The sequence below is a fragment of the Mucilaginibacter sp. A3364 genome (assembly GCF_059690715.1).
In genome coordinates this window covers 1,046,389-1,070,225 of the sequence record NZ_JCAWED010000002.1, presented here as the reverse complement: position 1 = coordinate 1,070,225, position 23,837 = coordinate 1,046,389, and the positions used below count along the sequence as shown (strand labels likewise).

General features: G+C 44.0%; 28 protein-coding genes. 11 read left to right on the top strand and 17 right to left on the bottom strand.

The annotated features are described in order from the left end of the window. Both AC59JT_RS17125 and AC59JT_RS17120 read right to left on the bottom strand, forming a co-directional pair. Entirely contained in the window at positions 1–348 is a 348-nt protein-coding gene (locus AC59JT_RS17125; protein ID WP_497401219.1) for a DUF5615 family PIN-like protein, read from the bottom strand. Next, complete coding sequence (locus AC59JT_RS17120; protein WP_497401217.1) at positions 345–569, bottom strand: DUF433 domain-containing protein; 225 nt, start codon at positions 567–569, stop codon at positions 345–347. The genes AC59JT_RS17125 and AC59JT_RS17120 overlap by 4 nt, the downstream gene beginning before the upstream one ends. An 87-nt stretch (positions 570–656) precedes the next feature. Between AC59JT_RS17120 and recQ the strand changes: the two genes are divergently transcribed. The 3 genes from recQ to AC59JT_RS17105 are packed head-to-tail and all read left to right on the top strand — an operon-like array spanning position 657 to position 4,561. Beyond that, positions 657–2,813: a DNA helicase RecQ gene (gene recQ, locus AC59JT_RS17115; RefSeq protein ID WP_497401215.1), complete on the top strand. Its 2,157-nt coding sequence runs from the start codon at positions 657–659 to the stop codon at positions 2,811–2,813. Positions 2,814–2,822: 9 nt separating this feature from the next. Continuing rightward, positions 2,823–4,205: a UDP-N-acetylmuramoyl-tripeptide--D-alanyl-D-alanine ligase gene (locus AC59JT_RS17110; protein ID WP_497401213.1), complete on the top strand. Its 1,383-nt coding sequence runs from the start codon at positions 2,823–2,825 to the stop codon at positions 4,203–4,205. A gap of 2 nt (positions 4,206–4,207) precedes the next feature. Continuing rightward, positions 4,208–4,561: an MmcQ/YjbR family DNA-binding protein gene (locus AC59JT_RS17105; RefSeq protein WP_497401207.1), complete on the top strand. Its 354-nt coding sequence runs from the start codon at positions 4,208–4,210 to the stop codon at positions 4,559–4,561. On the opposite strand, the gene AC59JT_RS17100 is transcribed toward AC59JT_RS17105, so the two are convergent. Beyond that, complete coding sequence (locus AC59JT_RS17100; RefSeq protein WP_497401203.1) at positions 4,558–5,697, bottom strand: NAD(P)/FAD-dependent oxidoreductase; 1,140 nt, start codon at positions 5,695–5,697, stop codon at positions 4,558–4,560. The genes AC59JT_RS17105 and AC59JT_RS17100 overlap by 4 nt on opposite strands. A gap of 55 nt (positions 5,698–5,752) precedes the next feature. Between AC59JT_RS17100 and AC59JT_RS17095 the strand changes: the two genes are divergently transcribed. Further along, a complete protein-coding gene (locus AC59JT_RS17095) occupies positions 5,753–6,484 on the top strand; it encodes a zinc metallopeptidase (RefSeq protein WP_497401200.1) in 732 nt (243 codons plus the stop codon). A 133-nt stretch (positions 6,485–6,617) separates the two neighbouring features. Here the strand turns inward: AC59JT_RS17095 and apaG are convergent, their stop codons facing one another. Then, positions 6,618–7,004, bottom strand: a complete 387-nt coding sequence (apaG, locus tag AC59JT_RS17090; RefSeq protein ID WP_497401198.1) for a Co2+/Mg2+ efflux facilitator ApaG/CorD — start codon at positions 7,002–7,004, stop codon at positions 6,618–6,620. A gap of 116 nt (positions 7,005–7,120) precedes the next feature. Next, complete coding sequence (gene dusB / locus AC59JT_RS17085; protein WP_497401196.1) at positions 7,121–8,131, bottom strand: tRNA dihydrouridine synthase DusB; 1,011 nt, start codon at positions 8,129–8,131, stop codon at positions 7,121–7,123. A 42-nt stretch (positions 8,132–8,173) separates the two neighbouring features. On the opposite strand from dusB, the gene AC59JT_RS17080 reads away from it, so the two are divergent. Genes AC59JT_RS17080 through AC59JT_RS17065 form a run of 4 tightly spaced genes read left to right on the top strand, consistent with a single transcriptional unit; the run spans position 8,174 to position 10,820 of the window. Beyond that, positions 8,174–9,097 (top strand): CPBP family intramembrane glutamic endopeptidase, encoded by a 924-nt coding sequence (locus AC59JT_RS17080; protein WP_497401194.1) that lies wholly within the window; start codon positions 8,174–8,176, stop codon positions 9,095–9,097. Then, positions 9,097–9,303: a putative signal transducing protein gene (locus tag AC59JT_RS17075; protein ID WP_497401192.1), complete on the top strand. Its 207-nt coding sequence runs from the start codon at positions 9,097–9,099 to the stop codon at positions 9,301–9,303. Before AC59JT_RS17080 ends, AC59JT_RS17075 begins: the two co-directional genes overlap by 1 nt. A gap of 3 nt (positions 9,304–9,306) precedes the next feature. Continuing rightward, entirely contained in the window at positions 9,307–10,119 is an 813-nt protein-coding gene (locus AC59JT_RS17070) for a phosphatidate cytidylyltransferase (protein ID WP_497401190.1), read from the top strand. Positions 10,120–10,145: 26 nt separating this feature from the next. After that, positions 10,146–10,820: a phosphatidylserine decarboxylase family protein gene (locus AC59JT_RS17065; RefSeq protein WP_497401188.1), complete on the top strand. Its 675-nt coding sequence runs from the start codon at positions 10,146–10,148 to the stop codon at positions 10,818–10,820. Between the two features lie 725 nt (positions 10,821–11,545). Here AC59JT_RS17065 and rplS read toward each other — a convergent pair. From rplS to AC59JT_RS17005, 12 genes are all read right to left on the bottom strand, one after another. Next, positions 11,546–11,893, bottom strand: coding sequence for a 50S ribosomal protein L19 (gene rplS / locus AC59JT_RS17060; protein ID WP_497401186.1), 348 nt, complete (start codon positions 11,891–11,893; stop codon positions 11,546–11,548). 153 nt (positions 11,894–12,046) lie between these two features. Continuing rightward, positions 12,047–12,727, bottom strand: a complete 681-nt coding sequence (gene trmD, locus AC59JT_RS17055) for a tRNA (guanosine(37)-N1)-methyltransferase TrmD (protein WP_497401184.1) — start codon at positions 12,725–12,727, stop codon at positions 12,047–12,049. Positions 12,728–12,791: 64 nt separating this feature from the next. Further along, positions 12,792–13,202 carry a VOC family protein gene (locus tag AC59JT_RS17050; RefSeq protein WP_497401182.1) on the bottom strand — a complete coding sequence of 137 codons (411 nt, stop codon included), beginning with the start codon at positions 13,200–13,202 and terminating at the stop codon, positions 12,792–12,794. Positions 13,203–13,297: 95 nt separating this feature from the next. Beyond that, on the bottom strand, positions 13,298–13,498 hold the full coding sequence (locus AC59JT_RS17045) for a helix-turn-helix transcriptional regulator (protein ID WP_497401180.1): 201 nt from the start codon (positions 13,496–13,498) through the stop codon (positions 13,298–13,300). Between the two features lie 9 nt (positions 13,499–13,507). Next, complete coding sequence (locus AC59JT_RS17040) at positions 13,508–14,425, bottom strand: hypothetical protein (RefSeq protein ID WP_497401178.1); 918 nt, start codon at positions 14,423–14,425, stop codon at positions 13,508–13,510. After that, positions 14,422–14,874, bottom strand: a complete 453-nt coding sequence (locus AC59JT_RS17035; protein ID WP_497401176.1) for a hypothetical protein — start codon at positions 14,872–14,874, stop codon at positions 14,422–14,424. Before AC59JT_RS17035 ends, AC59JT_RS17040 begins: the two co-directional genes overlap by 4 nt. Before the next feature lie 140 nt (positions 14,875–15,014). After that, positions 15,015–15,539 (bottom strand): ribosome maturation factor RimM, encoded by a 525-nt coding sequence (gene rimM / locus AC59JT_RS17030; RefSeq protein WP_497401173.1) that lies wholly within the window; start codon positions 15,537–15,539, stop codon positions 15,015–15,017. Positions 15,540–15,700: 161 nt separating this feature from the next. Continuing rightward, the gene (locus AC59JT_RS17025) at positions 15,701–16,258 is read right to left on the bottom strand and encodes a 30S ribosomal protein S16 (RefSeq protein WP_497401171.1); all 558 of its coding nucleotides are present in this window, start codon (positions 16,256–16,258) and stop codon (positions 15,701–15,703) included. A 177-nt stretch (positions 16,259–16,435) separates the two neighbouring features. Continuing rightward, positions 16,436–17,416, bottom strand: a complete 981-nt coding sequence (gene pfkA, locus AC59JT_RS17020) for a 6-phosphofructokinase (protein WP_497401166.1) — start codon at positions 17,414–17,416, stop codon at positions 16,436–16,438. Positions 17,417–17,486: 70 nt separating this feature from the next. Further along, positions 17,487–19,178: a protein-disulfide reductase DsbD family protein gene (locus AC59JT_RS17015; protein ID WP_497401164.1), complete on the bottom strand. Its 1,692-nt coding sequence runs from the start codon at positions 19,176–19,178 to the stop codon at positions 17,487–17,489. 24 nt (positions 19,179–19,202) lie between these two features. After that, positions 19,203–19,655, bottom strand: coding sequence for a protein-disulfide reductase DsbD N-terminal domain-containing protein (locus AC59JT_RS17010; RefSeq protein WP_497401162.1), 453 nt, complete (start codon positions 19,653–19,655; stop codon positions 19,203–19,205). A 1-nt stretch (position 19,656) separates the two neighbouring features. Further along, the gene (locus tag AC59JT_RS17005; protein WP_497401160.1) at positions 19,657–20,433 is read right to left on the bottom strand and encodes a biotin--[acetyl-CoA-carboxylase] ligase; all 777 of its coding nucleotides are present in this window, start codon (positions 20,431–20,433) and stop codon (positions 19,657–19,659) included. 47 nt (positions 20,434–20,480) lie between these two features. Between AC59JT_RS17005 and rsfS the strand changes: the two genes are divergently transcribed. The 3 genes from rsfS (at position 20,481) to AC59JT_RS16990 (ending at position 23,781) form a co-directional block, all read left to right on the top strand. After that, entirely contained in the window at positions 20,481–20,855 is a 375-nt protein-coding gene (rsfS, locus tag AC59JT_RS17000; RefSeq protein ID WP_497401158.1) for a ribosome silencing factor, read from the top strand. Positions 20,856–20,903: 48 nt separating this feature from the next. Continuing rightward, a complete protein-coding gene (gene ftsH, locus AC59JT_RS16995) occupies positions 20,904–23,021 on the top strand; it encodes an ATP-dependent zinc metalloprotease FtsH (protein ID WP_497401156.1) in 2,118 nt (705 codons plus the stop codon). A gap of 121 nt (positions 23,022–23,142) precedes the next feature. After that, positions 23,143–23,781: a LutC/YkgG family protein gene (locus AC59JT_RS16990; protein ID WP_497401154.1), complete on the top strand. Its 639-nt coding sequence runs from the start codon at positions 23,143–23,145 to the stop codon at positions 23,779–23,781. Positions 23,782–23,837 lie beyond the last annotated feature (56 nt).

The following is a 23,837-nucleotide window of genomic DNA, read 5'->3' as shown; positions in this document are numbered from 1 at the left end:
CTAAAGTATTCTGTTACCTATTTCAACAATATTCTCTCCATTTTTCAAAAGATTTATAGCCTGCAAAATACTGGCGTCTAAAATCTGACACATTTGAGCATTGGAGGTATTACCGCAGGTTATCCATATTAATTGAGGCGGACTACCAAGCGACTCAATTAGTCTCACAAAGTCGTAGTCTTTACTCATAATAACAACATTAGATTCCTTTGCCTGATGGTAAATATCCTGATCAGTGGCATCCCTTAATCCTATTGCACGCAATGACTTTGCATTTAAATCAGGAAAGTTTTCGTTTATCCAGAGAGAAATAAATGGAGAAAGTTGTGCGTCTACCCAAATAGTCATGCAGCGATAATGGGATGATCAAGTTTGCTACCTGCATACTTTAACGCTGCTTCAATATCTTCGGGCTCCAGGTCGGGCAACTCCTCTATTACCTGCTCTTGCGTTAAGCCTGCCGCAAGCAGATCGATCACATCCACAACACGAATACGCATACCACGAATACACGGCCTTCCGCCACATTGTTCAATGTTGGTTGTAATACGTTCTCTCCAATTATGCATAATAAGCCTCCTATTTCAAATTTAAGTTTAAAAAACACAAATACCAAAACCTAAATTCCGCACATTTGCATATCTTCATCTACTATAATGACACCTATCCAGGCCCTACAAAAGTATTTTGGTTACAGCGCGTTCAGGCACCAGCAGGAGGCTATTATACACAACGTTCTGTCAGGGCGGGATGTATTGGCGCTGATGCCGACCGGAGGCGGCAAGTCTCTGTGCTACCAGCTACCGGCAGTATTATTAAACGGCCTTACTATCGTTATATCGCCATTGATAGCTTTGATGAAAGACCAGGTTGATGCGCTGAATGTAGCAGGCATACCTGCCGCGTTCATCAACTCATCGCAAAACCCGGCCGAGCAGGGCGAGATCATCCGCAAGCTGGAAAACAACCACATCAAACTGCTTTACCTGGCGCCCGAGCGTTTGTTCGGATCAGAAAGCAAACTGATCGATTTCCTGAAATCCCTACCTGTTCCAGTAGCTCAGATAGCTATTGACGAAGCGCACTGTATATCGGCCTGGGGGCATGATTTCCGCCCTGAGTATTTAATGCTGGCCAGCTTTAAGGAGCATTTCCCCAGCATACCTGTAATTGCCCTAACAGCAACAGCCGATAAGCTGACGCAGAAGGATATACTGGAAAAACTTAACCTGAAGGAGCCTGCTGTTTACGTGTCCTCATTCAATCGCGCTAACATTACTTACCGGGTTAACCCCAAGCGCAATAGCTTTGATCAACTGCTTGGCTTTTTAGATGAGCGAAAAGAGGAATCAGGCATCATCTACTGCTTATCCCGCAAATCAACCGAATCCCTGGCGGCCGATCTGCGTGACGAAGGTTATTCTGCGGCGGCTTATCATGCCGGTTTAGATCCGGTGTTGAAGGCCAAAACACAGGAGGGTTTTTTGCGGGATGATATCAAGATCGTCGTCGCGACTATAGCCTTCGGCATGGGTATTAATAAATCAAATGTGCGCTATGTGGTGCACATGGACCTGCCTAAAAATATCGAGGGCTATTACCAGGAGACCGGGCGCGCGGGGCGGGATGGTTTGCCATCGTCCGCTTTGCTGTTTTATTCGCCGGGAGATGCTATCAAGCTAAAAAGTTTTGTAAGCATTGACGAAAACCCCGAACAAACCGCCATCATGCTAAGCAAGCTGAATGATATGGCCAAATATTGCCAGTTGCCCACCTGTCGCCGCCAGTTTTTGCTCAATTACTTTGATGAACAGGCGCCCGATAACTGTGGCTCATGTGATGTTTGCCTGAGCGAGATCACTAAGTTTGATGGTACGCTCATCGCCCAAAAAGCACTATCGGCAGTAACAAGGGTAAAAGAGCGTTTCGGCATTAATTATGTGATAGACGTGTTGCGCGGTTCGCGCAGCGAGAAAATACGCGAAGAACATAAGCAATTAAAAACATATGGCGTTGGTGCCGATGTAAGCAAAACGGATTGGCAACGCTACATCCGCGAGCTGATAGCCCTGGGCTACCTGGCATTAACCGATACCGAATATCCCGTAGTTACCTTAACCCCAAAAAGCGCGGCAGTTTTAACCGGCCAGGAAAAGGTTGACCTGATAGCCACACACATAGTTGAAGAACGCCAGGCCGAAGCGCTGCCGTTTGAAGACGACCTGTTAAACATCCTGAAAAATGTGCGAAAAGGCATAGCCGTACAGGAAAACGTACCGGCATATATCATTGTATCCGACGCGACTTTGGTAGAGATTGCTACCTACCTGCCACAAAGCCTGGACGAACTGCGTTTTATATCAGGCTTTGGCGATATAAAGCTGGCGCGATATGGCCGCGAGTTTGTGGCCCCGGTGATACAATATGCCAATGAGCGTGGCCTTAACTCAAAGATCACGCAAAAAAGCCGCAAGCGCGAACGTAAACCCGGCAAGGCAAAAGCCAGCGTGCCACGCAGTAGTGATACCCGCATGGCCAGCCTTACTTTATACCGCCAGGGCAAAACTATTGACGACGTGGCTCACGAACGAGGCCTGAGCATATCAACTATTGAAAGCCACCTAAGCCATTTTGTGCAAAGCGGCGAAATGAACATATCTGAAATTGTACCGCCCGAAAAATTCCCGGCCATTTGCGATGCTATAGAAAGCTATGGCGCTGATCGCCTGGCCCCGCTAAAAGAAATACTGGGCGTCGATTTTAGCTACGGCGAAATTAAAGCCGTTGTTGGTTGGATGAACAGAGATCAATAACTTTACCGATTGACAGACTTACGAAGTTTTAAAAACTTCGTAAGTCTTTACGTAATTACCATGACCACTACCGAACAACTATACCAGATCTACCTGCAGCACCCCGTTATCAGCACCGATACCCGGAAGATAGCTGCAGGCAGTTTATTCTTCGCTCTTAAAGGCGATAAATTTGACGCCAATACCTTTGCGCAACAGGCTTTGGAAGCAGGCGCGGCCTATGCAGTGATAGATAACCCGGAATATAAAACCGGCGGTAATTGTTTACTGGTGGCCGATGTATTGACGACTTTGCAAGACCTGGCCCGCCATCATCGCAGACAATTAAATATCCCTGTTATTGGCCTTACCGGCACCAACGGAAAAACGACCACCAAGGAGTTGATCAACGCGGTAATGTCGCAGCACTTTACTACCCTTGCTACGCAGGGTAATTTAAATAACCACATTGGTGTGCCTTTAACCGTATTGAGCATTAATGCCAGCCATCAAATGGCGGTTATTGAAATGGGCGCCAATCATATCAAAGAAATTGAACTGCTTTGCAGTATATCCCAGCCCAGCCATGGCATGATAACCAACGTAGGCAAAGCGCACCTGGAAGGTTTTGGTAGTGTGGAAGGGGTAAAAATTGCGAAGGGCGAGTTATATGATTTCCTGGCCCGCGATGGCGTAGCGTTTATCAACAGCAATAACCCTATTTTAGGCGAAATGCAGGCCGCGCGTAAGTTCAAAACCCCGCCCATATTTTATGGCGATGCCATTGACGACCTGGTAAGCGGTGAGATCACCGAGAATGCTCCGCTACTATCATTGCAATGGACCAACAACTTATCCGGCGAAAGCTACAATGTAAAAACCCAGCTTACCGGCGCTTATAACCTGGATAACATACTGGCGGCTATTTGCATGGGCGTGTACTTTAAACTAAGTGCCGACGAAATTAATCGTGGTATTGAAACCTATCAGCCAAAAAACAACCGTTCGCAAATAACAAAAACGGCAACCAATACGCTGATATGCGATTACTATAACGCCAACCCAAGCAGTATGCAGGTTGCTATTGAAAATGTAGGCAAAATTACCGCCGACCGTAAGGTTTTGATCCTGGGCGATATGTTTGAACTGGGCGATGAATCAGCCGCTGAACACCTGGCCGTGGTACAAAAAGCATTGGATACACCTGTTGATGAACGCCTTTTCATTGGCCATCACTTTGAGCATGTAAGCACCACCATGAAGCACGAGAGCGCTAATTTAGGCAAAGCCTCTTTTTACTCCAGCGTTGAGGAGGCCATAGCCGGCTTACGCGCCCAACCTATTGAAAATTCGACGATATTGCTCAAAGGTTCGCGCGGTATGGCACTGGAGCGCCTGGTGGAACTGCTGTAATTATGAAAACAGACCCGTTCATTTATCTCCAGTTTATACGTAACGTACTGTTGCCTATGCCCGGCGTTAGTGAAGGCTATACGCATGACACTCCATCCTTTCACGTAGGGAAAAAGTTTATGCTGCGCATTAAAGAAGATAATGAAACGCTGGCTATTTATAATGAGGAGCGGGATAAATGGATGGCAAAGGATCCTGAGGTGTTTTTTATCACCCCACACTATCAAAACTATGCCTACGTGCTGGTAAACTTAACCAAAGTTGAACCGGCCGATCTGCAACAACTCCTTATGGATTGTTGGCACTATCGCGCGTCAAAAACTTTGATCAAAGCCTATCAGCAAAGTAAGGCTTAGCTCCTTATAGCCAAATCCGCCACTTCTTCGCCAACCAAACTTCCCATAGCTACACCCATGCCATTGCAGCGCACGGCACAAAAAACGTTTGGTTGTATTTGTTTGATGATGGGTTTGATCTCATCGCCAAAACCCATGATACCGCTCCACCATTGGTCTACAGCTACCGGCATGCCGGGAAGTATCATTTGGGTTAGGTAATTCATCAGTTGTTGCTGCACCTGCTGCGTATTACCTAAGTCGTAAGTCTCTTCGGCTTTAAAATCCAGATTTCGGCCACCGCCAAACAACACCCGGTTATCAATATTGCGGAAGTAATAGTAGCCCTCATCAAAATGAAACGTACCTTTTAACTTCAAACCCTCCACTGGCTTAGTAACCAATACCTGTCCGCGACCGGGAGAAACGCGCAAGTCAAGAAACAACTGATTGGCAAAGGCGTTGGTGGCCAATATCACTCGCTTCGTTTTAAAATATCCTTGTGTAGTTGCCAGCGCGATATGGCCTTCGTGCTGTTCAATATTATCAACACCACAACTATTTAAAACCATGGTGCCGGTAGCATAAACTTTATGCAGTAAAGCCCGCATCATTTTGCCGGTATTTAGCTGGCCCTCAAACCGGTTAACAATCATCCGGCTAACGCCCTCAAAACCAAAACCTGCAATTTTATCATCTGCGACTGCATAAATGTCAGGTTGGCCGATGACCTGCTGCAATAATTTGTTAAAGTATGTTAAGTGGTCGAGGCATTCTTCGGCCCGTGCACCTTCATTTTTTCTAAATAATTCATACCCTCCGTGCTGATGGAAATCAATTTGCGCATCGCCCAGGTTTTGGCGCAGGCGTTGCAGGCCTCGCCATTTATAGTCGGCCATGTGTAGCACTTCCGCTTCAGAAGCCTGTTTTAAGTATGAAAATTGCTCAGAAACCGTTCCGAAGCAGGCAAAGCCGGCATTTTTGGTGCTGGCGCCTGTGGGTAAAAAACCACGCTCCAATACTAATACCCTGAGCGATGGTTCCGCCTTTTTCAAATGCAGGGCCGCGCTCAGGCCAACGATGCCACTACCGATGATGATCACGTCGGCATTGTTAATAAATTCGGTTTGCTCCCAGTAGGAGTAATTGGGTTCCATGTATTAAAGTTAATGGAATACTTTTTGAAATACACTTTACAAAAACATACATACCATGAATCATTTATCAATTATCATAGGATTTATAAGCTATAACTCGGCCTGGTTGCTGATGATAGCTATTGCCGTAATAAGCTTTATAGTGCAGTGGCGCTTTAAGAGCAAGTTTAACGAATACTCACAGATCGGCTTATCTTCCGGCTTATCGGGCAAAGAAGTGGCCGAAAAAATGCTGCGCGATAACGGCGTTTACGATGTACAGGTGATATCTGTTGAAGGCCAGTTAACCGACCACTATAATCCCGAAAACCGCACCGTTAACCTGAGCGCCGACGTGTACCATAGCCGCAGCATTGCCGCTGCAGCCGTAGCTGCACACGAATGCGGGCACGCCGTACAACATGCTGCTAACTATAGCTGGTTAAGCCTGCGCAGTACGCTTGTGCCGGTAACCAACGTGGCATCAACCGTTACACAGTTTGCTTTGTTTATTGGGGTGATGTTATTATTCTTTACGCATAACCCTTTGGTTTTGGCCATTGGTGTAGCTGCATTAGCCGTAGTAACCGCATTTGCATTTATTACCTTACCGGTTGAGTTTGATGCCAGTCGCCGTGCTTTGGCCTGGTTAGATAACAACTACAGCATTGTGCAAACCCGCCAGGAGCATGAACAGGCTAAGGATGCCCTTTGGTGGGCCGCTATGACCTATGTGGTTGCAGCTTTAGGTTCGTTGGCTACATTACTGTATTATGCGCAATTTTTGTTTGGAAGCAGAAGGGACTAAATAGAGTCAAGAATCAAGACGATTGTGGTGACTAATAAAGCAAAAGCCCGATCAAATTTGATCGGGCTTTCTTTATTTGTAAGAAATCAAAAAAATCTTGACTCTCGGCTCTTGATTCTTGGCTCTATCTCCCTTAGTTAAGCCTATACGGCGCTATTAAATAAAACTCCGGTATCTGTACATCAAATGTAGCATTATCCAGCAGGCGCACCATTTGGTATTCGCCCTTCATGCTGCCCATGTCGGTTTTAAGGTTGCAGCCCGAAACGTACTCGTGCGATGTGCCGGGTTCAATAATAGGTTGTATACCAACTACGCCTTCGCCTTCTACCTCGCGCTTAGCGCCGTTACTGTCAAATATATACCAGTGGCGGCTAATCAAGCGCACCGCGTAGCTTCCTGTGTTTTCAATGTTAACCCTGTAGGCAAACATAAAATGATCATTGGCCGGGTTTGAATATTCCGGCTGATAAATGGTTTCTACCGAAACCTTAACACCATCTGTAGTATAAGTAACCATCAGCTTGTATTGTTTAAATTCAAATATATATCAGCCTGTTCAAAAATTAAGCCATACTAAGGCCATAATTTTCAGCAAGATATATTTTTTACATTAGAAGAAGAAAACCGGAAATGTTAAATTTCTACAGGAGATACGGAATGTTGAAACCTTTGGTTGTTTTCAAGCTCATAAAGTATCTCCTCCACTTCCTCAAAAGTGCCGGCGGTAACCAGCCTCATACGATATTCTTTAAAGTGCTCAATGCCTTTAAAATAATTTGAGTAGTGCCTGCGCATTTCAAAAACGCCTGTTTTAGCGCCTTTCCATTCAATAGATTTTACCAGGTGTGTACGGCAAGCGTGAATACGTTCGGTAAAAGTTGGCTTTTCGCGATGTTCGCCTGTGGCGAAATAGTGTTTTATTTCACGGAATATCCACGGGTAACCTATCGCCGCACGGCCTATCATCATCCCGTCAACACCATACTCCATCCGCCACGCGGCAGCTTTCTCGGGCGAATCAATGTCGCCGTTACCAAAAATCGGGATATGTATGGCCGGGTTTTTCTTGATCTTGCTGATGAGCGACCAATCGGCATGGCCTTTATACATTTGTGAACGGGTACGGCCGTGTATAGTAAGTGCCGCAATTCCTACATCCTGCAGTCGCATGGCAACTTCTTCTACGTTTTTGGTATTATCATCCCAGCCCAGGCGGGTTTTAACCGTTACCGGCAGATGCGTTCCTTCAACCACGGCCTTGGTCATGGCTACCATTTTATCAATATCCTGCAACAAGCTGGCACCGGCACCACGGCAAGCCACGTTTTTAACCGGGCAACCATAGTTAATGTCGATCAGGTCGGGATTGGCCTGGGTTGATATAGCCGAAGCTTCGCGCATATGGTCAATGTCGCTACCGAAGATCTGGATGCCTATAGGGCGCTCGTACTCAAAAATGTCCAGTTTTTTCCGGCTTTTTGCCGCGTCGCGGATAAGGCCTTCAGACGAAATAAACTCTGTATACATCATGTCCGCGCCATGTTGCTTACACACATAACGGAAGGGCGGATCACTCACATCCTCCATCGGCGCCAGCAGCAGCGGGAACTCCCCTAAATCAATATTTCCTATTTGTACAGACATCACCTATCTTTAAGCACCGCAAAAATACGATTTTTACTACAAATGACAGAAAACCGCCACAATCAGCTTTTCCCGGCACTGCAATTTTTAATATTAATAGTACTAACCGTTATAATTGCGGCCATTGGCTATGTAATTGGCGCAGCGGTGATAACAGCTTTGTACGGGGTAGATATGGTGATACAGCTTGCCCGGTTAAATCTGAGCAGCCCCAATGCCGTTAACGCTTTGTGGATATTGCAAGTGGTGAGTACAACTATCCCGTTACTGGTAGCGCCCGTTATATTTTCCTACTTTATTGTAAAACAACCTAAAGAATATCTTAAGCCCGGCATTACCGTCCCGTGGCAGCTATGGCTTATTGTATTAGTAGTTATGCTGATATCGTCGCCATTGATAGAGTTTTTAAGCAATATCAACCAAAAAATGGTGCTGCCGCCCTTTTTAAACGGCTTGCAGCAATGGATGCGCGAAAAGGAGGACCAGGCCAAAAAGCTAACCGAAGTATTACTGCAGATGAAAACCGTTGGCAGTATGCTAAGTAATGTAATATTTGTTGGCCTGTTTACCGCCATTGTTGAAGAGGCAATGTTTAGGGGAGTGATACAAACCATATTTACCCGCTGGACCAAAAATGGCCACGTAGCCGTTTGGATTACCGCCGTACTGTTCAGCGCTTTTCACTTTGAGTTTTTTGGCTTTTTGCCGCGCTTATTGCTGGGTGCTTTGTTTGGTTATTTTACTTTATGGAGTGGAAGCATCTGGCCGGCTATATGGGGGCATTTTATTAATAATGGCGCCGCGGTAGTTGTTATGTACCTGTATCAGCATAACAAAACTAAAATAAACCCCGATAGCCAGCACATTTTTAATTATGGCGCTTACCTGTTTAGCTTAATAATTGTGTTATTTTTGCTGTACCTATACCGGAGTGCAGCAAGGGTAAAACTGCACCCCATAAGTTGATGGAAAAGAACTGGATCAAAATTTACACTTCGACTAATTTTTATCAGTCGGAAATTGTAAAGCAGGTGCTTTGCGAGCATGAAATTGATGCCGTTCTTTTAAATAAACAAGCTACCTCTCACCGCGATTTTGGCGATTGTGAGGTTTATATACACCAGGAAGATTTCAGTCACGCTATCGAGATCATGATCCTGAACCAATTGTAAATTATGAAATTACGCGCCATAACCGGCTTCTTCTTTATTATTGTAATGCTGGGCTCTTTACTGCTGGGCCAATTTGTATTCAGCATATTTTTTTTAATACTAACCGGCTTTTGTTTATGGGAGTTTTACGGGCTTATTAAGCAAACCGGCATCAAACCAAACACCGTAAGCGGTTTGTTTAACGCCGGCGCCTTGTTTTTTATATTCGCCTTAATAGCTAATCATCCCGACATAGGGAGCCAAAAGCTGCTTTTTTTACTGCCTATAACATTCAGCACTATATTTATACAGGAACTGTTTAAAAAAACGGAAGCCCCGTTTACCAATATCGGCTATACTTTTTTAGGGATAATATTTGCCACAGTTCCCTTTGTGTTTTTCCACGGACTGGGCTTTATACAGGGTGGTTTTAATTTCCATTTCCCGATGGGATTTTTGCTGCTACTTTGGGCCAATGATACCGGGGCTTATTTAGTAGGCAGCCAAATGGGCCGCACCAAATTGTTTGAGCGTCATTCGCCTAAAAAAACATGGGAAGGTTTTATCGGCGGTATGCTGATCACTGCCATCGCAGCCTACATTATCAGTATTTATTATGCCGATATTGCTTTAATGCACTGGATATGGATAGGCGTGATCATTAGTGTATTTGGCACTACCGGTGATTTGATCGAGTCTATGTTCAAGCGCAGTATTAACGTGAAGGACTCGGGCGGTATATTACCGGGCCACGGTGGCTTGCTCGACAGGTTTGACGGTCTGCTGCTGGCGGCACCAATTGTATATGCATACCTTTACTTCATTACAAATTCGTAAATTTGTAAACCAAAACACCAAATAGCATGACTTTTCATAAAGAAGGATATACCTCAATGGCGCTTTGCATTCTGTTTATTTTTGTGCTGAATGCGGCAATACAGTATTTCATTCCCGATGCCACCATAGTAAAATGGATGGTATATATTTTCTCGGCAGTTTTGTTTTTAACCATTTTGCAGTTTTTCCGCAGTCCTAAGTTTCCTATCACGGTAGACGAAACCGCCGTACTTTGCCCGGCAGACGGCAAGGTTGTAGTGATTGAAGAAGCTACCGAAACCGAATTTTTAAAAGATAAACGTATACAACTGTCGGTATTTATGTCGCCCATCAACGTGCACGTAAACCGTAACCCGATAAGCGGCGTTGTAAAATATTTTAAATATCATCCGGGCAAATACCTGGTGGCATGGCATCCAAAATCATCAACCGAAAACGAACGTACTACCGTTGTTACTGAGAACAGCGAAGGCGTACAGGTATTGTTCCGCCAGATTGCCGGTGCTTTGGCACGCCGCATTGTATGGTATGTTAAAGAAGGCGATGTGGTAGAGCAAGGCGATCAGTTTGGTTTCATCAAATTCGGATCGAGGGTTGATCTTTATTTACCTTTAGGTACCAAGATCAACGTAGAGCTTGGCGAGGTTGTAAAGGGCGGCAGAACCGTGCTGGCAACATTGCCATCGAAAGCAAAAGTATAAGCTTTAAAATATTTTATCGACAAAGAAGACTCCTACGGAGTCTTTTTTTGTTTGTGGATGTTGCTGTAAACAGGTGGCCCCGCCAGGGCCGCATAGTGGGTTACTTTCAACGGATCAGTAAGTAGTGTTAACTTTGCCTAGCACTACTTTAGAGGCATTGTGTTTATATATCTTTTTTATAAACGGGACTCCTACGGAGTCTTTCTTTTGCTTGTGCGTATGGCTACAAACACGTGGCCCCTCCGGGGCCGCATAACTGAGGGCTTATTGATGCAGGTCTAAAACACATGACTCCGCGAGGGGGCCGGGGAAAGGTCGATTATATTTCAACAGATCAGCAGAGTATTATTTATCTTGCTTAACTCTATTTAGAAACATCGTGTTTATATGTCTTTTCGATTGACGAAACTCCTACGGAGTCATTTTTGTTTGTTGGTATTGCTATAAACACGTAGCCCCCGATGGGGCCTGAAAGGTTGATTATATTTCAATAGATCGGTAAAGTATCACAGCTCGCTTAGCGCTCCGTTAGGAGCGTCGTGTTTATAGCAATTCATTAAACACATTCTTTAGGGCTCCGTAGGTGCCCCGTACTGCATCGGGCTTAATAACAAAGGTGCTTATATTCCTCACCCTAAATCCATCCAACAAAAAAGCCTTCCCGAAAACTCGGGAAGGCTTTATAATATGTGTTTGTAAGACTTTGCAGGGGCAAAGCCAGGGGATTAAACTCTTTTTGATTTGATACGAGCTGCTTTACCGGTAAGGGCACGCAGGTAGTACAATTTAGAGCGACGAACTTTACCGTAGCTGTTTACTTCAACTTTCTCGATGTTTGGAGAGTTTGCAGGGAAGATACGCTCAACACCGATACCGTTTGATACTTTACGAACTGTAAAAGTTTCAGACACACCAGTACTGTTACGTTGTATAACTACACCTTGGTAAACCTGTACACGCTCTTTATTTCCCTCTCTAATTTTATAATGTACGCTTACAGTATCACCTGCTTTAAAGGTGGGGAATTTGTTAACTGTTACTGTTTGCTCTTCTACAAATTTTACTAAATCCATGATTTTAAGCTCTTAAAGCGATTTTTAACCCGTAAAAATCGGATTGCAATTATAGGGATATTTTTTGGAAATAAAAAGCTGTTTTTAAAAATTTCCACATTTTGTTTTTTGTCAACAAAAAGGGCGCTAAAAACAAAGGCATCAAGGCGCTAATTATTCGTCCTCTAATAAATCGGGCCTGCGTTGTTTGGTACGCTCTACAGCCTGCTCAAAACGCCATTTATCAATCTGGCCGGCATGGCCGCTCAGCAGCACATCAGGCACTTTATGGCCGTTCCAGTCGGCCGGGCGGGTGTAAACCGGGGCATCTAACAATCCATCCTGAAAAGAATCGGATAATGCCGAGGTTTCGTCGGACAATACGCCGGGTATCAATCTCACCACCGCGTCAACCACAATGGCTGCCGGCAACTCACCTCCCGAAAGGACATAATCACCTACAGATATTTCTTTGGTTACATAAATATCGCGTATGCGCTGGTCAATGCCTTTATAATGTCCGCATAATATAATGAAGTTTTGTTTGGTTGATAGCGTATTAGCCATAGCCTGGTTAAGCGTTACGCCATCCGGCGACATGAAGATCACCTCATCATATTCGCGCTCGGCTTTAAGCGCCTCAATACATTTGGCGAAAGGTTCGATACTCATTACCATACCACTGCCGCCGCCATAAGGATAGTCGTCTACACTTTTTTGCTTGTGGGTGGAATAGTCGCGCAGGTTGTGCACTACGATCTCGGCCAGGCCTTTTTTCTGCGCACGCAGTAAAATAGAATGAGCAAAAGGACTCTCCAGCAAACCAGGCAATACGGTAACTATATCAAAACGCATGGGGCAAAGATACGCTTTTTGAAAGAGTCAAGAATCAAGAGCCAGGAATCAAGATATGGTTGCTTTAAGGCACCCAATCGGCAGCAGGCGGGATACGGCATTGCAGCATCCAGTGATGGCCAAATGGATCGCGCAGGGTGCCTTGACGATAGCCATACTCGTAATCTTTAACCGGCAAAATGCTGGTTGCGCCCGCGGCTATGGCGTTGTTAAACATGCCGTGCACATCGGCCGTCATTAACCCAACTATTACCACACCGCTATGAGCGGCAGCATTAAATGATTGTGTATGGGGATAAATTTCATGCAGATGAAACAGCGCATCATCTATCAAAAATTCGGCAACGTGTAGGGTGCCATCGTCATTATTGATACGGAAAACCTCTACAGCACCAAAAGCTTTTTTATAAAAATCAATATCAATTACGCCATTCCTGATGGTAAGCGTTGGTGCAAAAGCGGTTTTAGTTTCCATAACCTATTGTTTTTAATAAAGATAGGTTGAGAAGAGCCAAGAATCAAGATTTTATTTCGTCTTGACTCTTGGTTATTGATTCCTGGCTCTAAAGCCTAATCCTCATCTTCCAGTATAAATATCTCTTCAACCTGTTTACCAAACACCCGGGCTATTTTCAAAGCCAGCACTGTGGATGGTACGTATTTATTACTCTCGATGGTATTGATGGTTTGGCGCGATACGCCGATCAGGTCGGCCAGTTCGCCCTGGGTTATATTTTTTATAGCGCGTTCAACGCGTAATGAGTTTTTCATGATGACGCGTTATAAAGTTTTCAAATTTAGGTTACTTCCTTTTTTGCCTTCTTCCTGTCTTGATAAGCGATATAGCCGGTACTGAAACACCAGCACAAATATTAACGGCATTATAGCTAGTTCAAAAAACTCAAACGTCCAAAAACTCAGCGAGTATAATAAAAAGTTGGCAAGCAGCAACACTATACAATTGATGTAGATCGCTATTTGCATCGCCTGTAACCGCAATGAGTTAATGTACTCATCCTCTATACGTTCTTTGGTATAGGTCCATACCAATAATATCAATGGCGTTACGTACACTACAAAATCAGAGTAGGTATACCACAGCGGCTTTTTGCCAAAAAATTCGCTTACATCAAACAGGTTATAAATAAGGTGCGCTACAAATAATATCCCGCACGGTATAGCTATGATCCTGGCTATTTTGTTGAAGGGCTTATAAGGTAAAAAATGCAGAGGCCTAACGTGGTACTCATTACGGTTTTTGTATAGCAAGTAGTAAAAACGGGCTATAAATAAAACCAGGGGCATAAACAAGTTATAGTCAAGCACCTGGGCATTGCCATCTGCATATCCGAAATAAAGCTCGTCTATATATAATACTATAAGAAATACAATAATTAGTATGTAGTTTATCAAGATAGCCCAATACAAAGCGTTAAGCCTTAACTGGGCCGTAAGCTCGTCCTCTCTTTTTAATTTGGAAAAGGCAATGAACGCTAAACCCAATATAACCAATGTTAAAGCCAGCTCGTTGGTGTAACCGCTATAAGCGTCCAGCATATTTCTTGGGTTAGCCGGCGGCCCGAAACCCGGTATGTTGTAATGAAAGTTAAGAAAAAGAAATCCTAATATAAAACCCGGTACCGAAAGCAAAACGCCCAGCGTTCTGAAATATGTTGGTAATAAATATTGTGCTTTCATGATGCCTGATCCTCCACTAACAATTTGTTGTTTCTGTAAACGGCCCATCTAAAACGGACGATAAAAAACACCAGCGGGGTAAATATATAATGCGCAGCTACACCGATAAAGAAGTGCCAGTTATCCACCAAAACAATACACACCACCAAAATAGCGTAATTTAAATAAATGGACCATTGTAGCGAATCAAGCCTTAATTGCATCAACTGCTCATCTTCAACTTTTTCTTTGCTAAATGCCATCAGGAACAATCCACAAACCAGAAGCAAAAGCATTACATCGGGTATCAGGTCCTCAAAGGTTGATAGCCCCGCGTGGTTTCGTTCAATTTGCCAGTTACTTAGTTCATCGCTATAATAGCGTTGTAAGGTTGCTACTATAAGCCCAAGAATAAAAAGGCCCAGCCCAACTCTAAGCCATTGATGAGGAAATAGAAAACGTGTTTTCATAATTTGTAAAGTTTGATTTACCAAATGTAAAACAAACTTTACAAAAGTCAAGTAAACTTGACAAATTATTTTTAAAATTTAAGAATCAAGAGCCACGAAACAAGACCGACTATCTAATCCTTAACTCTGGGTTCTCCTATCTAGTCCAAATAGATATCCAGCAATCCCTCAGGCAGATCAACCAAAACCTGCTCTTTTACAATATCGATACCTTTGATTATTTCCTCATTCAACGGGAACATTACTTCGCAGCCTTTATAAGTTACAGTAGCTATCAGCTGCTGCGGATACTCATGAATAGCGGTTATTACCCCAAGCTCGCCTTCGTTCTCGTCAATGGCGGTAAATTCTATCAGGTCTTTCAAGCCAAACTGCTCTTTTTTCTTTTTGGGCTTAAGCTTATTGGGCAGATATATGTCCTTACGCACCAGGGTTGATGCTTTCTCAATAGTATCAATATCTTCCAGGTATAAATACGCCGAGTTTTTCTGATTGTACTTGATCGACTCTACAAAAAACGGGGCCAGCTTACCGCCAATCTCAATAAACAGCGCGTCGAAATCAATATTCTCTACTCCGTCAAAATCAACGTATAGCTGCATCTCGCCTTTAAGGCCCTTGGTTTTTAACACGCTACCTATACGGAAACAATCTTCAGTTTTCATAATCTTATTAAGGCACTAATTTCACGAATTGCTGCGAATTACACGAATGTGCTCAACTCGCCTCAAGCCTTCGGAAATGAGACTTGTTGTAAAACAACAATGGCGAAGTACCTGTAGGTGCTTCGCCATTGCGTATTGATAATTTTTTATCTCTTAAAAAATTATGCTTCAGGAGTTTCTTCAGCTGGTGCCTCAGCAACCGGCGCTTCTTCAACTTCAGCAGCAACTTCTTCTGCAGGAGCTTCTTCCTCTTCAACAGGAGGAGTGTTTTTAGCAGCAACAGCAGCAGCTTTTTCTTCGTTCTTTTTAGCTTCAGCAGCTAAAGCAGCTTTTTTAGCATCGGCTTTTGCAGTAGCTAAACTATCTTTTTTGCCGGTAACTTTACCGTCTTTTTGCTCTAACCATGCTGCAAATTTAGCATCAGCAGCTTCCTGAGTTAAAGCGCCTTTTTTAACACCACCTTGTAAGTGTTTTTTGTAAAGTATGCCTTTGTATGACAATATAGCACGACAGGTATCAGTTGGCTGCGCGCCGCTGTTTACCCATTCAAAAGTTTTGTCGAAATTAATATCGATAGTAGCTGGGTTGGTATTTGGGTTGTATGAACCAATACGCTCAATAAAACGACCATCGCGAGGTGCGCGTGAGTCGGCTACTACAATGTAATAAAACGGTTTTCCTTTTTTACCGTGACGTTGCAATCTGATTTTAGTTGCCATTTCTTTGTGTTTTTATGTGTTCAACATTCCCCCGGAGTTTCTTTCAGCGGGGACGCAAAGGTAGAAAAATATTTTTAATATTTTTTAGTGATTTGTAAATTAGTTGATTAGTGGTTGGGTTGATCAGGTGAATAGTTGTTAAAAACCACTCACTTAATCAACCCAATCAACAATTCACTAAAGCGATAGCACCTCTACTATCCTCAACAGATCCGGATTCAAATCAATGTTATGCTTGATAGCCCGTTCAAACGGTGTTGAAATAATGCTGTTATGTATCTGGCCCACCATTTCGTTACGGTGGCCGTTACGAAGCGCTTCAACAGCGGCTACACCTAGTCGGCTGGCCAGTACGCGGTCCATACAGGTTGGTTTACCACCACGCTGTATGTGGCCCAATATACTTACGCGGGTATCGTAGTTAGGATACTTTTGTTTAATGGTTTCGCCCAATTCAAAAGCTTCGCCCGGTTTTTCACCTTCGGCAACAACCACAATTTTTGATGCTTTATCTTTACGACCAATATCTAAACGGGCAAATAACGACGGCAGATCTGAACGGGTGCCAGGGATCAATACACCTTCGGCACCAACGCCGATACCGGTGCGCAGGGCTATAAGGCCCGAGTCGCAACCCATTACCTCTACTATAAACAGGCGGTCGTGAGATTCGGCAGTATCGCGTATTTTATCTATCGCCTCAATAGCGGTATTAATAGCAGTATCGTAACCAACGGTAAAATCGGTACCCAAAAGGTCGTTATCAATAGTACAAGGTACGCCCACAATGTTAATGTCCGGGTATTCAAAGCCAAACTCCTTTGCGCCTATAAAAGTACCGTTACCACCGCAAGCTACCAGGGCTTCAATACCATTGGCTTTTAATTGCTCATAAGCTTGCTGGCGGCCTTCGGCTGCTTTAAACTGGTTGCTGCGGCTGCTTTTTAAAATAGTACCGCCTCGTTGTATAATGTTTGATACCGATTTACGATCCATAGAAAAAAAGTCGCCGGCGATGATACCGTCGTAACCACGACGGATGCCGATAACTTCCAGATCATAATATATTGCGCTGCGTACAATTGCACGTACTGCGGCATTCATTCCGGGCGAGTCGCTGCCCGATGTAAAAACTCCGATTTTTTTTATTCTGGCCATGATAGGGAATACACTATAGGCTGTTATAGCCCTGATAGGGTGAATCTTTATAATGAGCCGCGAATTTACGTTATTTTTTGCTGGCTTTTGAATTTTTGTAAGCCAAAATTCCGCTATCTAGATATGTAACAAATTTGCCGATGTTAAATTCGGCACCTTGTGGTGGCACTAACACCTTACCGGTTTCGTCAATTATTACATAAAATGGCTGCGCGTTCGATTGAAACTTACCTATTTCAAAATCAAGCCATTTGCCGCCTACGGTAGTTATTTTTTTACCGGTTACGGTTGATGTGAATTGTTCGGCAGCCGGCAGCTCTGTTTTATCATCAATAACCAGTTGCAGCATTACAAATTCGTTTTGCACACGCTTTAACACTTCCGGGTCGGGGAATACATTTTGCTCCATCTGGCGGCAGTTAACGCAATTCCAGCCGGTAAAGTCAATTAATATGGGTTTACCTGCTTGCTTGGCAACCTCGATGGCCTGGTCGTAATCATACCAATCATCAATGCCTTTTACTTTGGGCAGGCGTTTAAAAAGCTCTTCGTATTTTTTTTCTTTGAGTGATGTACCTGCTGTTGTTACCGGAGCCGCGCTTACGCCAGCCGAAACATCAAAATCCTGCGTACTTAACGGCGGTAAAAACGCACTGATAGATTTTAGCGGTGCTCCCCATAAACCGGGTACCATATAAACCGTAAAGGCTAATACGATAGCTGCAATAAAAGTACGCGGCACTGATAAGTATTGCAGATCACTGTCATGCGAGAACTTGATTTTGCCGATAAGATATAAGAACAACAGGAAACCCAATGCTATCCAAAGCGACAGGAACACCTCGCGGTCAAACCAGTTCCAGTGGTAAGCCAGGTCAACGTTCGATAAAAATTTCAACGCGAAGGCGATCTCAATAAAACCCAATACAACTTTTACGCTATTTAACCACCCGCCCGATTTTGGCAGCGATTTCATAGCCGAAGGGAACATGGCAAACAAAGTAAACGGCAGCGCTAGCGCCAACGAAAAACCAAACATACCAACAGCCGGACCCAAACGTGCACCTTTAGTAGCTGCCTGCACCAGCACCGAACCGATGATAGGACCGGTACATGAGAAAGAAACTACTGCTAGAGTAGCTGCCATAAAGAAGATGCCGATCAATCCGCCTTTGTCAGAGTTTTCGTCCAATTTATTGCCTAAAGAACTTGGCAGTGTAATTTCGAACGCACCCAAAAACGATACGCCGAACACTATTAGCAGTAAAAAGAAAAAGAAGTTAAAAATACCATTAGTGGCCAAAGCGTTTAAAGCCGACGGGCCAAATAACAGCGTAATAACAAAGCCTATGGTAACATATATTACAATGATAGACAGGCCGTATAATAGCGACTGTGCTATACCCTTGCTTCGGCTACCTGCTTTTTTTGTAAAAAAACTAACCGTAAGCGGCAACATTGGATAGATACAAGGCATTAAAAACGCGGCAAATCCGCCTAAAAAGCCGGCAATAAATATGGCCCAAAGTGTTTGCTCAGGGGCAGCGGCAAGAGTTTCCGCCACCGGCGAAACAGCTTTTACCGTATCAGCTTTTTGCTCTTTCTGCTTAGCAACTAAGCTGTCGGTACTGGTTTGTATATCCGTAAAAACCACACCACTCGTATCCTCGGTTTGAGCAGCCACCGGGTTAACCCAGGCCTGTCCCATTACCATAAATACAGCTAATAGAGCAATTATAATTGCCGACGAAAAGCGTTTCATGCTATAATATCCTCCTGATAAAACTTATTTACTTACCGGTATAGTAAAGTTAACTCCGTCTGGCGGAAGACATTTAACATCATTACAAACCATAAACTCCAACGAGCCTTTTATGGTAGTTGCTCCCGGAGTTTTCAGTTTAATTTTTTGTTGAAACACAACCTCTTTCTCAAAATAGCTTACATCCATTTTAAAGGTTTTTTCAAACTTGGTTATTGGTTTTGGCTCAACAGCTTTACCCACAAGGCTGTAAGTTTTGGCAGGCGTAAACGTGAACGAGGTTTTGATAGGCCCGCCATCTTTTACATTTTGCGAGTAAATGTGCCAGCCATCCTGAATAGTAGCTTTTATAAATAGCGTAGCCTCTGTGGGGCTTGTACGTTTAGCAGCATAAGCCCATTTTACAGGCGTTTCAATTTGCGCATAAGCACTAACGCTTATAATTAATGCAGTAATAACTGCCAGCATTTTTTTCATGTTATCCTTTATTTAAAAATTCTATTTCTTTTAAAGCGAAATCCACTTCTTCGCCATTTTCTTTTTGTATGGTTAGCAAGCCTGCATCCTTAACACCGGTGATGATTCCTTTAAAGATCTCATCACCCGCTTTAAAGCGTTTGCTTTCCTTGTACCAGTATAGTCGGTTTAAATACGCATTCCTTACATCGACTAGTTTTCCGGCCCGAAGTTTAAGGTACCATGCTTCAATATTAGCGCAAATGTCTGACAATATAAGTCGTAATTCGTAATCCCTTTGTAAGATTTGTTTTACCGATGTGGCGTTAACAGCTCCCTCCGGAAAGTTTTCCTGGTTGATATTAAGGCCGATACCCACAATAGAGTTGCGTATTTGTCCGCCCTGTATCATATTTTCAATTAACATGCCGCCAAGCTTGCTGTCGCCGTAGTATATATCATTGGGCCATTTTACTTTTAAAGCTTCGCCAAGCAATGGGTATAACGCATCATACACGCCCATACTTATAGCCCGGGTCAGATCAAACTGCCCGGTTATGGCCAAAAATGATGGCTTGAGTAATATACTAAAGGTGAGGTTTTTACCCGGCTCGGCATGCCAGGTGTTTTGCTGCTGCCCGCGGCCGGCAAATTGGTTTTCTGCCATAATGACGGTGCCCTCAGGCAATGGCTTGGAATTTGACAGGAGTTCTTTAAGGAAATTGTTGGTAGAGTCTACCTCTTTTAATGTCAGTAAATTTTGTCCAACAAATAATCCTGAAATTATGTTATTTTGCAATGTATAATATGCTTAACTCTAAAAACGTTCAAAACTAATTCTTTTTGATGGTAAAAAATAAAACGATAAGTGAATCGTCTTATATTTCTGAACTAGCCATTCACGGCATTCAGGAAAAAAAAGGCAATGAGATAGTCAGATTAGATCTTCGTAACGTAAACAGTTCAGTAACCGACTACTTTGTAATTTGTAATGCCGATTCGGCCACGCAGGTAAAAGCAATTGCCGGCAGTGTTGAAGAGGAAATATATAAAGCGCTACAGCAAGACCCATGGCGCAAGGAAGGCCTTGAGCATGGCGAGTGGGTGTTGTTGGATTATGTTGATGTAGTAATACACATCTTCAGGACTGACAAGCGCGAGTATTATGGTGTGGAAGATCTGTGGGGCGATGCCGAAATAAAAAGCTATAAAAGCGCCTGATTAGGGTGGGTAGCTTAAAATTAATTTTAATTGATCTAGAAAAACAAGATGGAAGATAATATCCAGGATAAAAAGCCGAGACCGGCACGTAAAATACCCAACAAACGCATAACGCCCAAACCCCCTAAGTTTAATTTCATGTGGATTTACGCCGTTGTAATAGCCACATTTTTAGGTATTGCCTATTTTTCGGGCAGCAGCAGCGCAACACAAATTAGCTTAACTACCTTCACTAAAATGCTTAATCAGCATGATGTTGACCGCTTAATTGCCTACAAAACATCCGGAGAATTGGTTAACGTTGAAGTGCACGTAAATGCGGATAGTATTAAAGCCAAACCCGCGTTATATAAAAATGCGCCTAAATCGCAGACTGCGCTAGGCCCGTCGAAGGATGATCCGCAGTTCTTTTTTACAGTAGCGTCTTTTGATATTTTAGATAAATCGCTTAAAGAAATACAGAAAGATTTCCCTGCCGATAAAAGGGTTGACTATACCCCTGTACCACGCGAAAGCCTGTTATCAAACGGGCTGGTACAAAGTGTTATCATGATCGTGCTGTTTGCCGCTGTGCTTATGTTCATTATGCGCCGCATGAGTGGCGGTGGTGGCGGTGGCCCGGGCGGCCAGATATTTAATATCGGCAAATCAAAAGCTACTTTGTTTGATAAAGAATCGCAGGTTAATATTACGTTTAATGATGTTGCCGGTTTAGAGGAAGCCAAGCAGGAAGTAATGGAGATCGTTGACTTCCTTCGTAATCCTAAAAAATACACCAACCTGGGCGGTAAAATACCTAAGGGCGCGCTATTGGTAGGTTCGCCGGGTACGGGTAAAACATTGTTAGCCAAAGCTGTTGCAGGCGAGGCGCAGGTACCATTCTTCTCCCTGTCAGGTTCTGATTTTGTGGAGATGTTTGTAGGTGTGGGTGCGTCACGTGTGCGCGATCTGTTCCGCCAGGCTAAAGACAAAGCCCCTTGTATCATATTTATTGACGAGATAGACGCCATTGGCCGTGCCCGTGGTAAGAACAATATTGTAGGTGGTAATGACGAACGCGAAAACACGCTTAACCAGTTACTGGTTGAGATGGATGGTTTCGGTACCGATTCGGGTATCATCATCCTGGCCGCTACCAACCGCCCTGACGTGTTAGACTCGGCCCTGTTACGCCCGGGACGTTTTGACCGACAGGTGTCTATTGATAAACCGGATTTGATCGGTCGCGAGCAGATATTTAAAGTACACTTAAAGCCTGTTAAACTAGCCGAAGGTGTTGATGCTAAAAAATTATCGGCACAAACACCTGGCTTTGCCGGTGCCGAGATTGCCAACGTTTGTAACGAGGCCGCGCTGATAGCAGCCCGCCGTAACAAAGAGGCTGTTGATATGCAGGATTTCCAGGATGCTATCGATCGTGTGATTGGTGGTTTGGAGAAAAAGAATAAGATCATATCGCCTGAAGAAAAAAGAATCGTTGCTTACCACGAGGCCGGTCACGCTATTGCAGGCTGGTTCCTGGAACATGCCGATCCTTTGGTTAAAGTATCAATCGTTCCGCGTGGTGTGGCAGCTTTGGGTTATGCCCAGTATCTGCCAAAAGAGCAATTTTTATACACTATTGAGCAGTTAGAGGACGGTATGTGTATGACCATGGGTGGCCGCGTAGCGGAAGATATCACCTTCGGTAAAATATCAACCGGCGCGCAAAACGATTTGGAGCGCATCACCAAACTATCCTACGCCATGGTTACTATTTATGGCATGAATGATAAAGTGGGTAACGTATCATTTAACGATACGCAAGGCGAGTACCAGTTTAACAAGCCATATTCTGAAAAAACATCTGAATTGATTGACAGCGAGGTGCGCAACCAGATAAACGCGGTTTATGCCCGCACAAAACAATTACTGTTGGATAACCGCGAAGGTTTGGAAAAACTGGCGCAGAAACTTTTGGAGAAAGAGATCCTGTTCCAGTCAGACCTGGAAGAGATATTAGGCAAGCGCCCGTTTGAAACCCGTACCACTTATGACGAGTTTGTAAACGGCACGGCAGATTCAAACCAGGAGCCAGCCGCACAAGGTATAGCACACGAAGGTGTGGTTGACCATTCAGGCACCTTTGAGCGTAACCCTGAAGAGAAAGAAGTTAAAGGGGAATAATTTACCGCCTTTAGTTTAGAGTCCGAAGTCTTAAGTCGATTGATTTAAGGCTTCGGACTTTTTTGTTTATAATTGTTAATTGGTTTTTGACTTACGACTCAAAACCCCGACTTAGGACTAAATGAAAGACATTACCACATCTAAAGAAAAGCTGCTTAAAAAAATTCGCCAGGCATTGTTGGAGAAACGGGATAACCCATACCCCAACCTGGAAAGTTTGCCGCATTACCCGCCGGCATCAGAGCATTTGGATGTAATGTTTGCCGAAGAGTTTATGGCAGTATCGGGCCAGTTTGCTTTTTGCGAGGACGAGGTAGCTTTTATTGAAACACTGTTAGAACTTGCCGAGCAACGCAACTGGCGCAAAATTTATTGCTGGGAGCCCGCCCTGCAGGAAGTATTGGCACGGTATGATTACCCGTATTTTGAAACCGATAAAGATTTTGAGCAAGCCGAAGTTGGCTTCACGCTTTGCGAAGCACTGATAGCTCGCAATGGCAGCATCATGCTATCAAACGCCAACATGGCCGGCAGGCGCCTAAGTATTTACCCGCCGGTTCATATTGTTTTAGCCTACACTTCGCAACTGGTGCCTGATCTGAAAGATGGCTTCGCTTTGCTGAAAAAAAAATACGGCGCCGATATTCCATCCATGATCACCAATGTAACCGGGCCCAGCCGCACGGCAGACATTGAGAAAACCCTGGTATTGGGCGCTCACGGACCGAAGGAGCTGTTTGTTTTCTTGTTGGAAGGTTAATCCACCTAATTTTCTTCTCTTTATTTGTTCGGGCTAACCTATATCCGTACAAACCC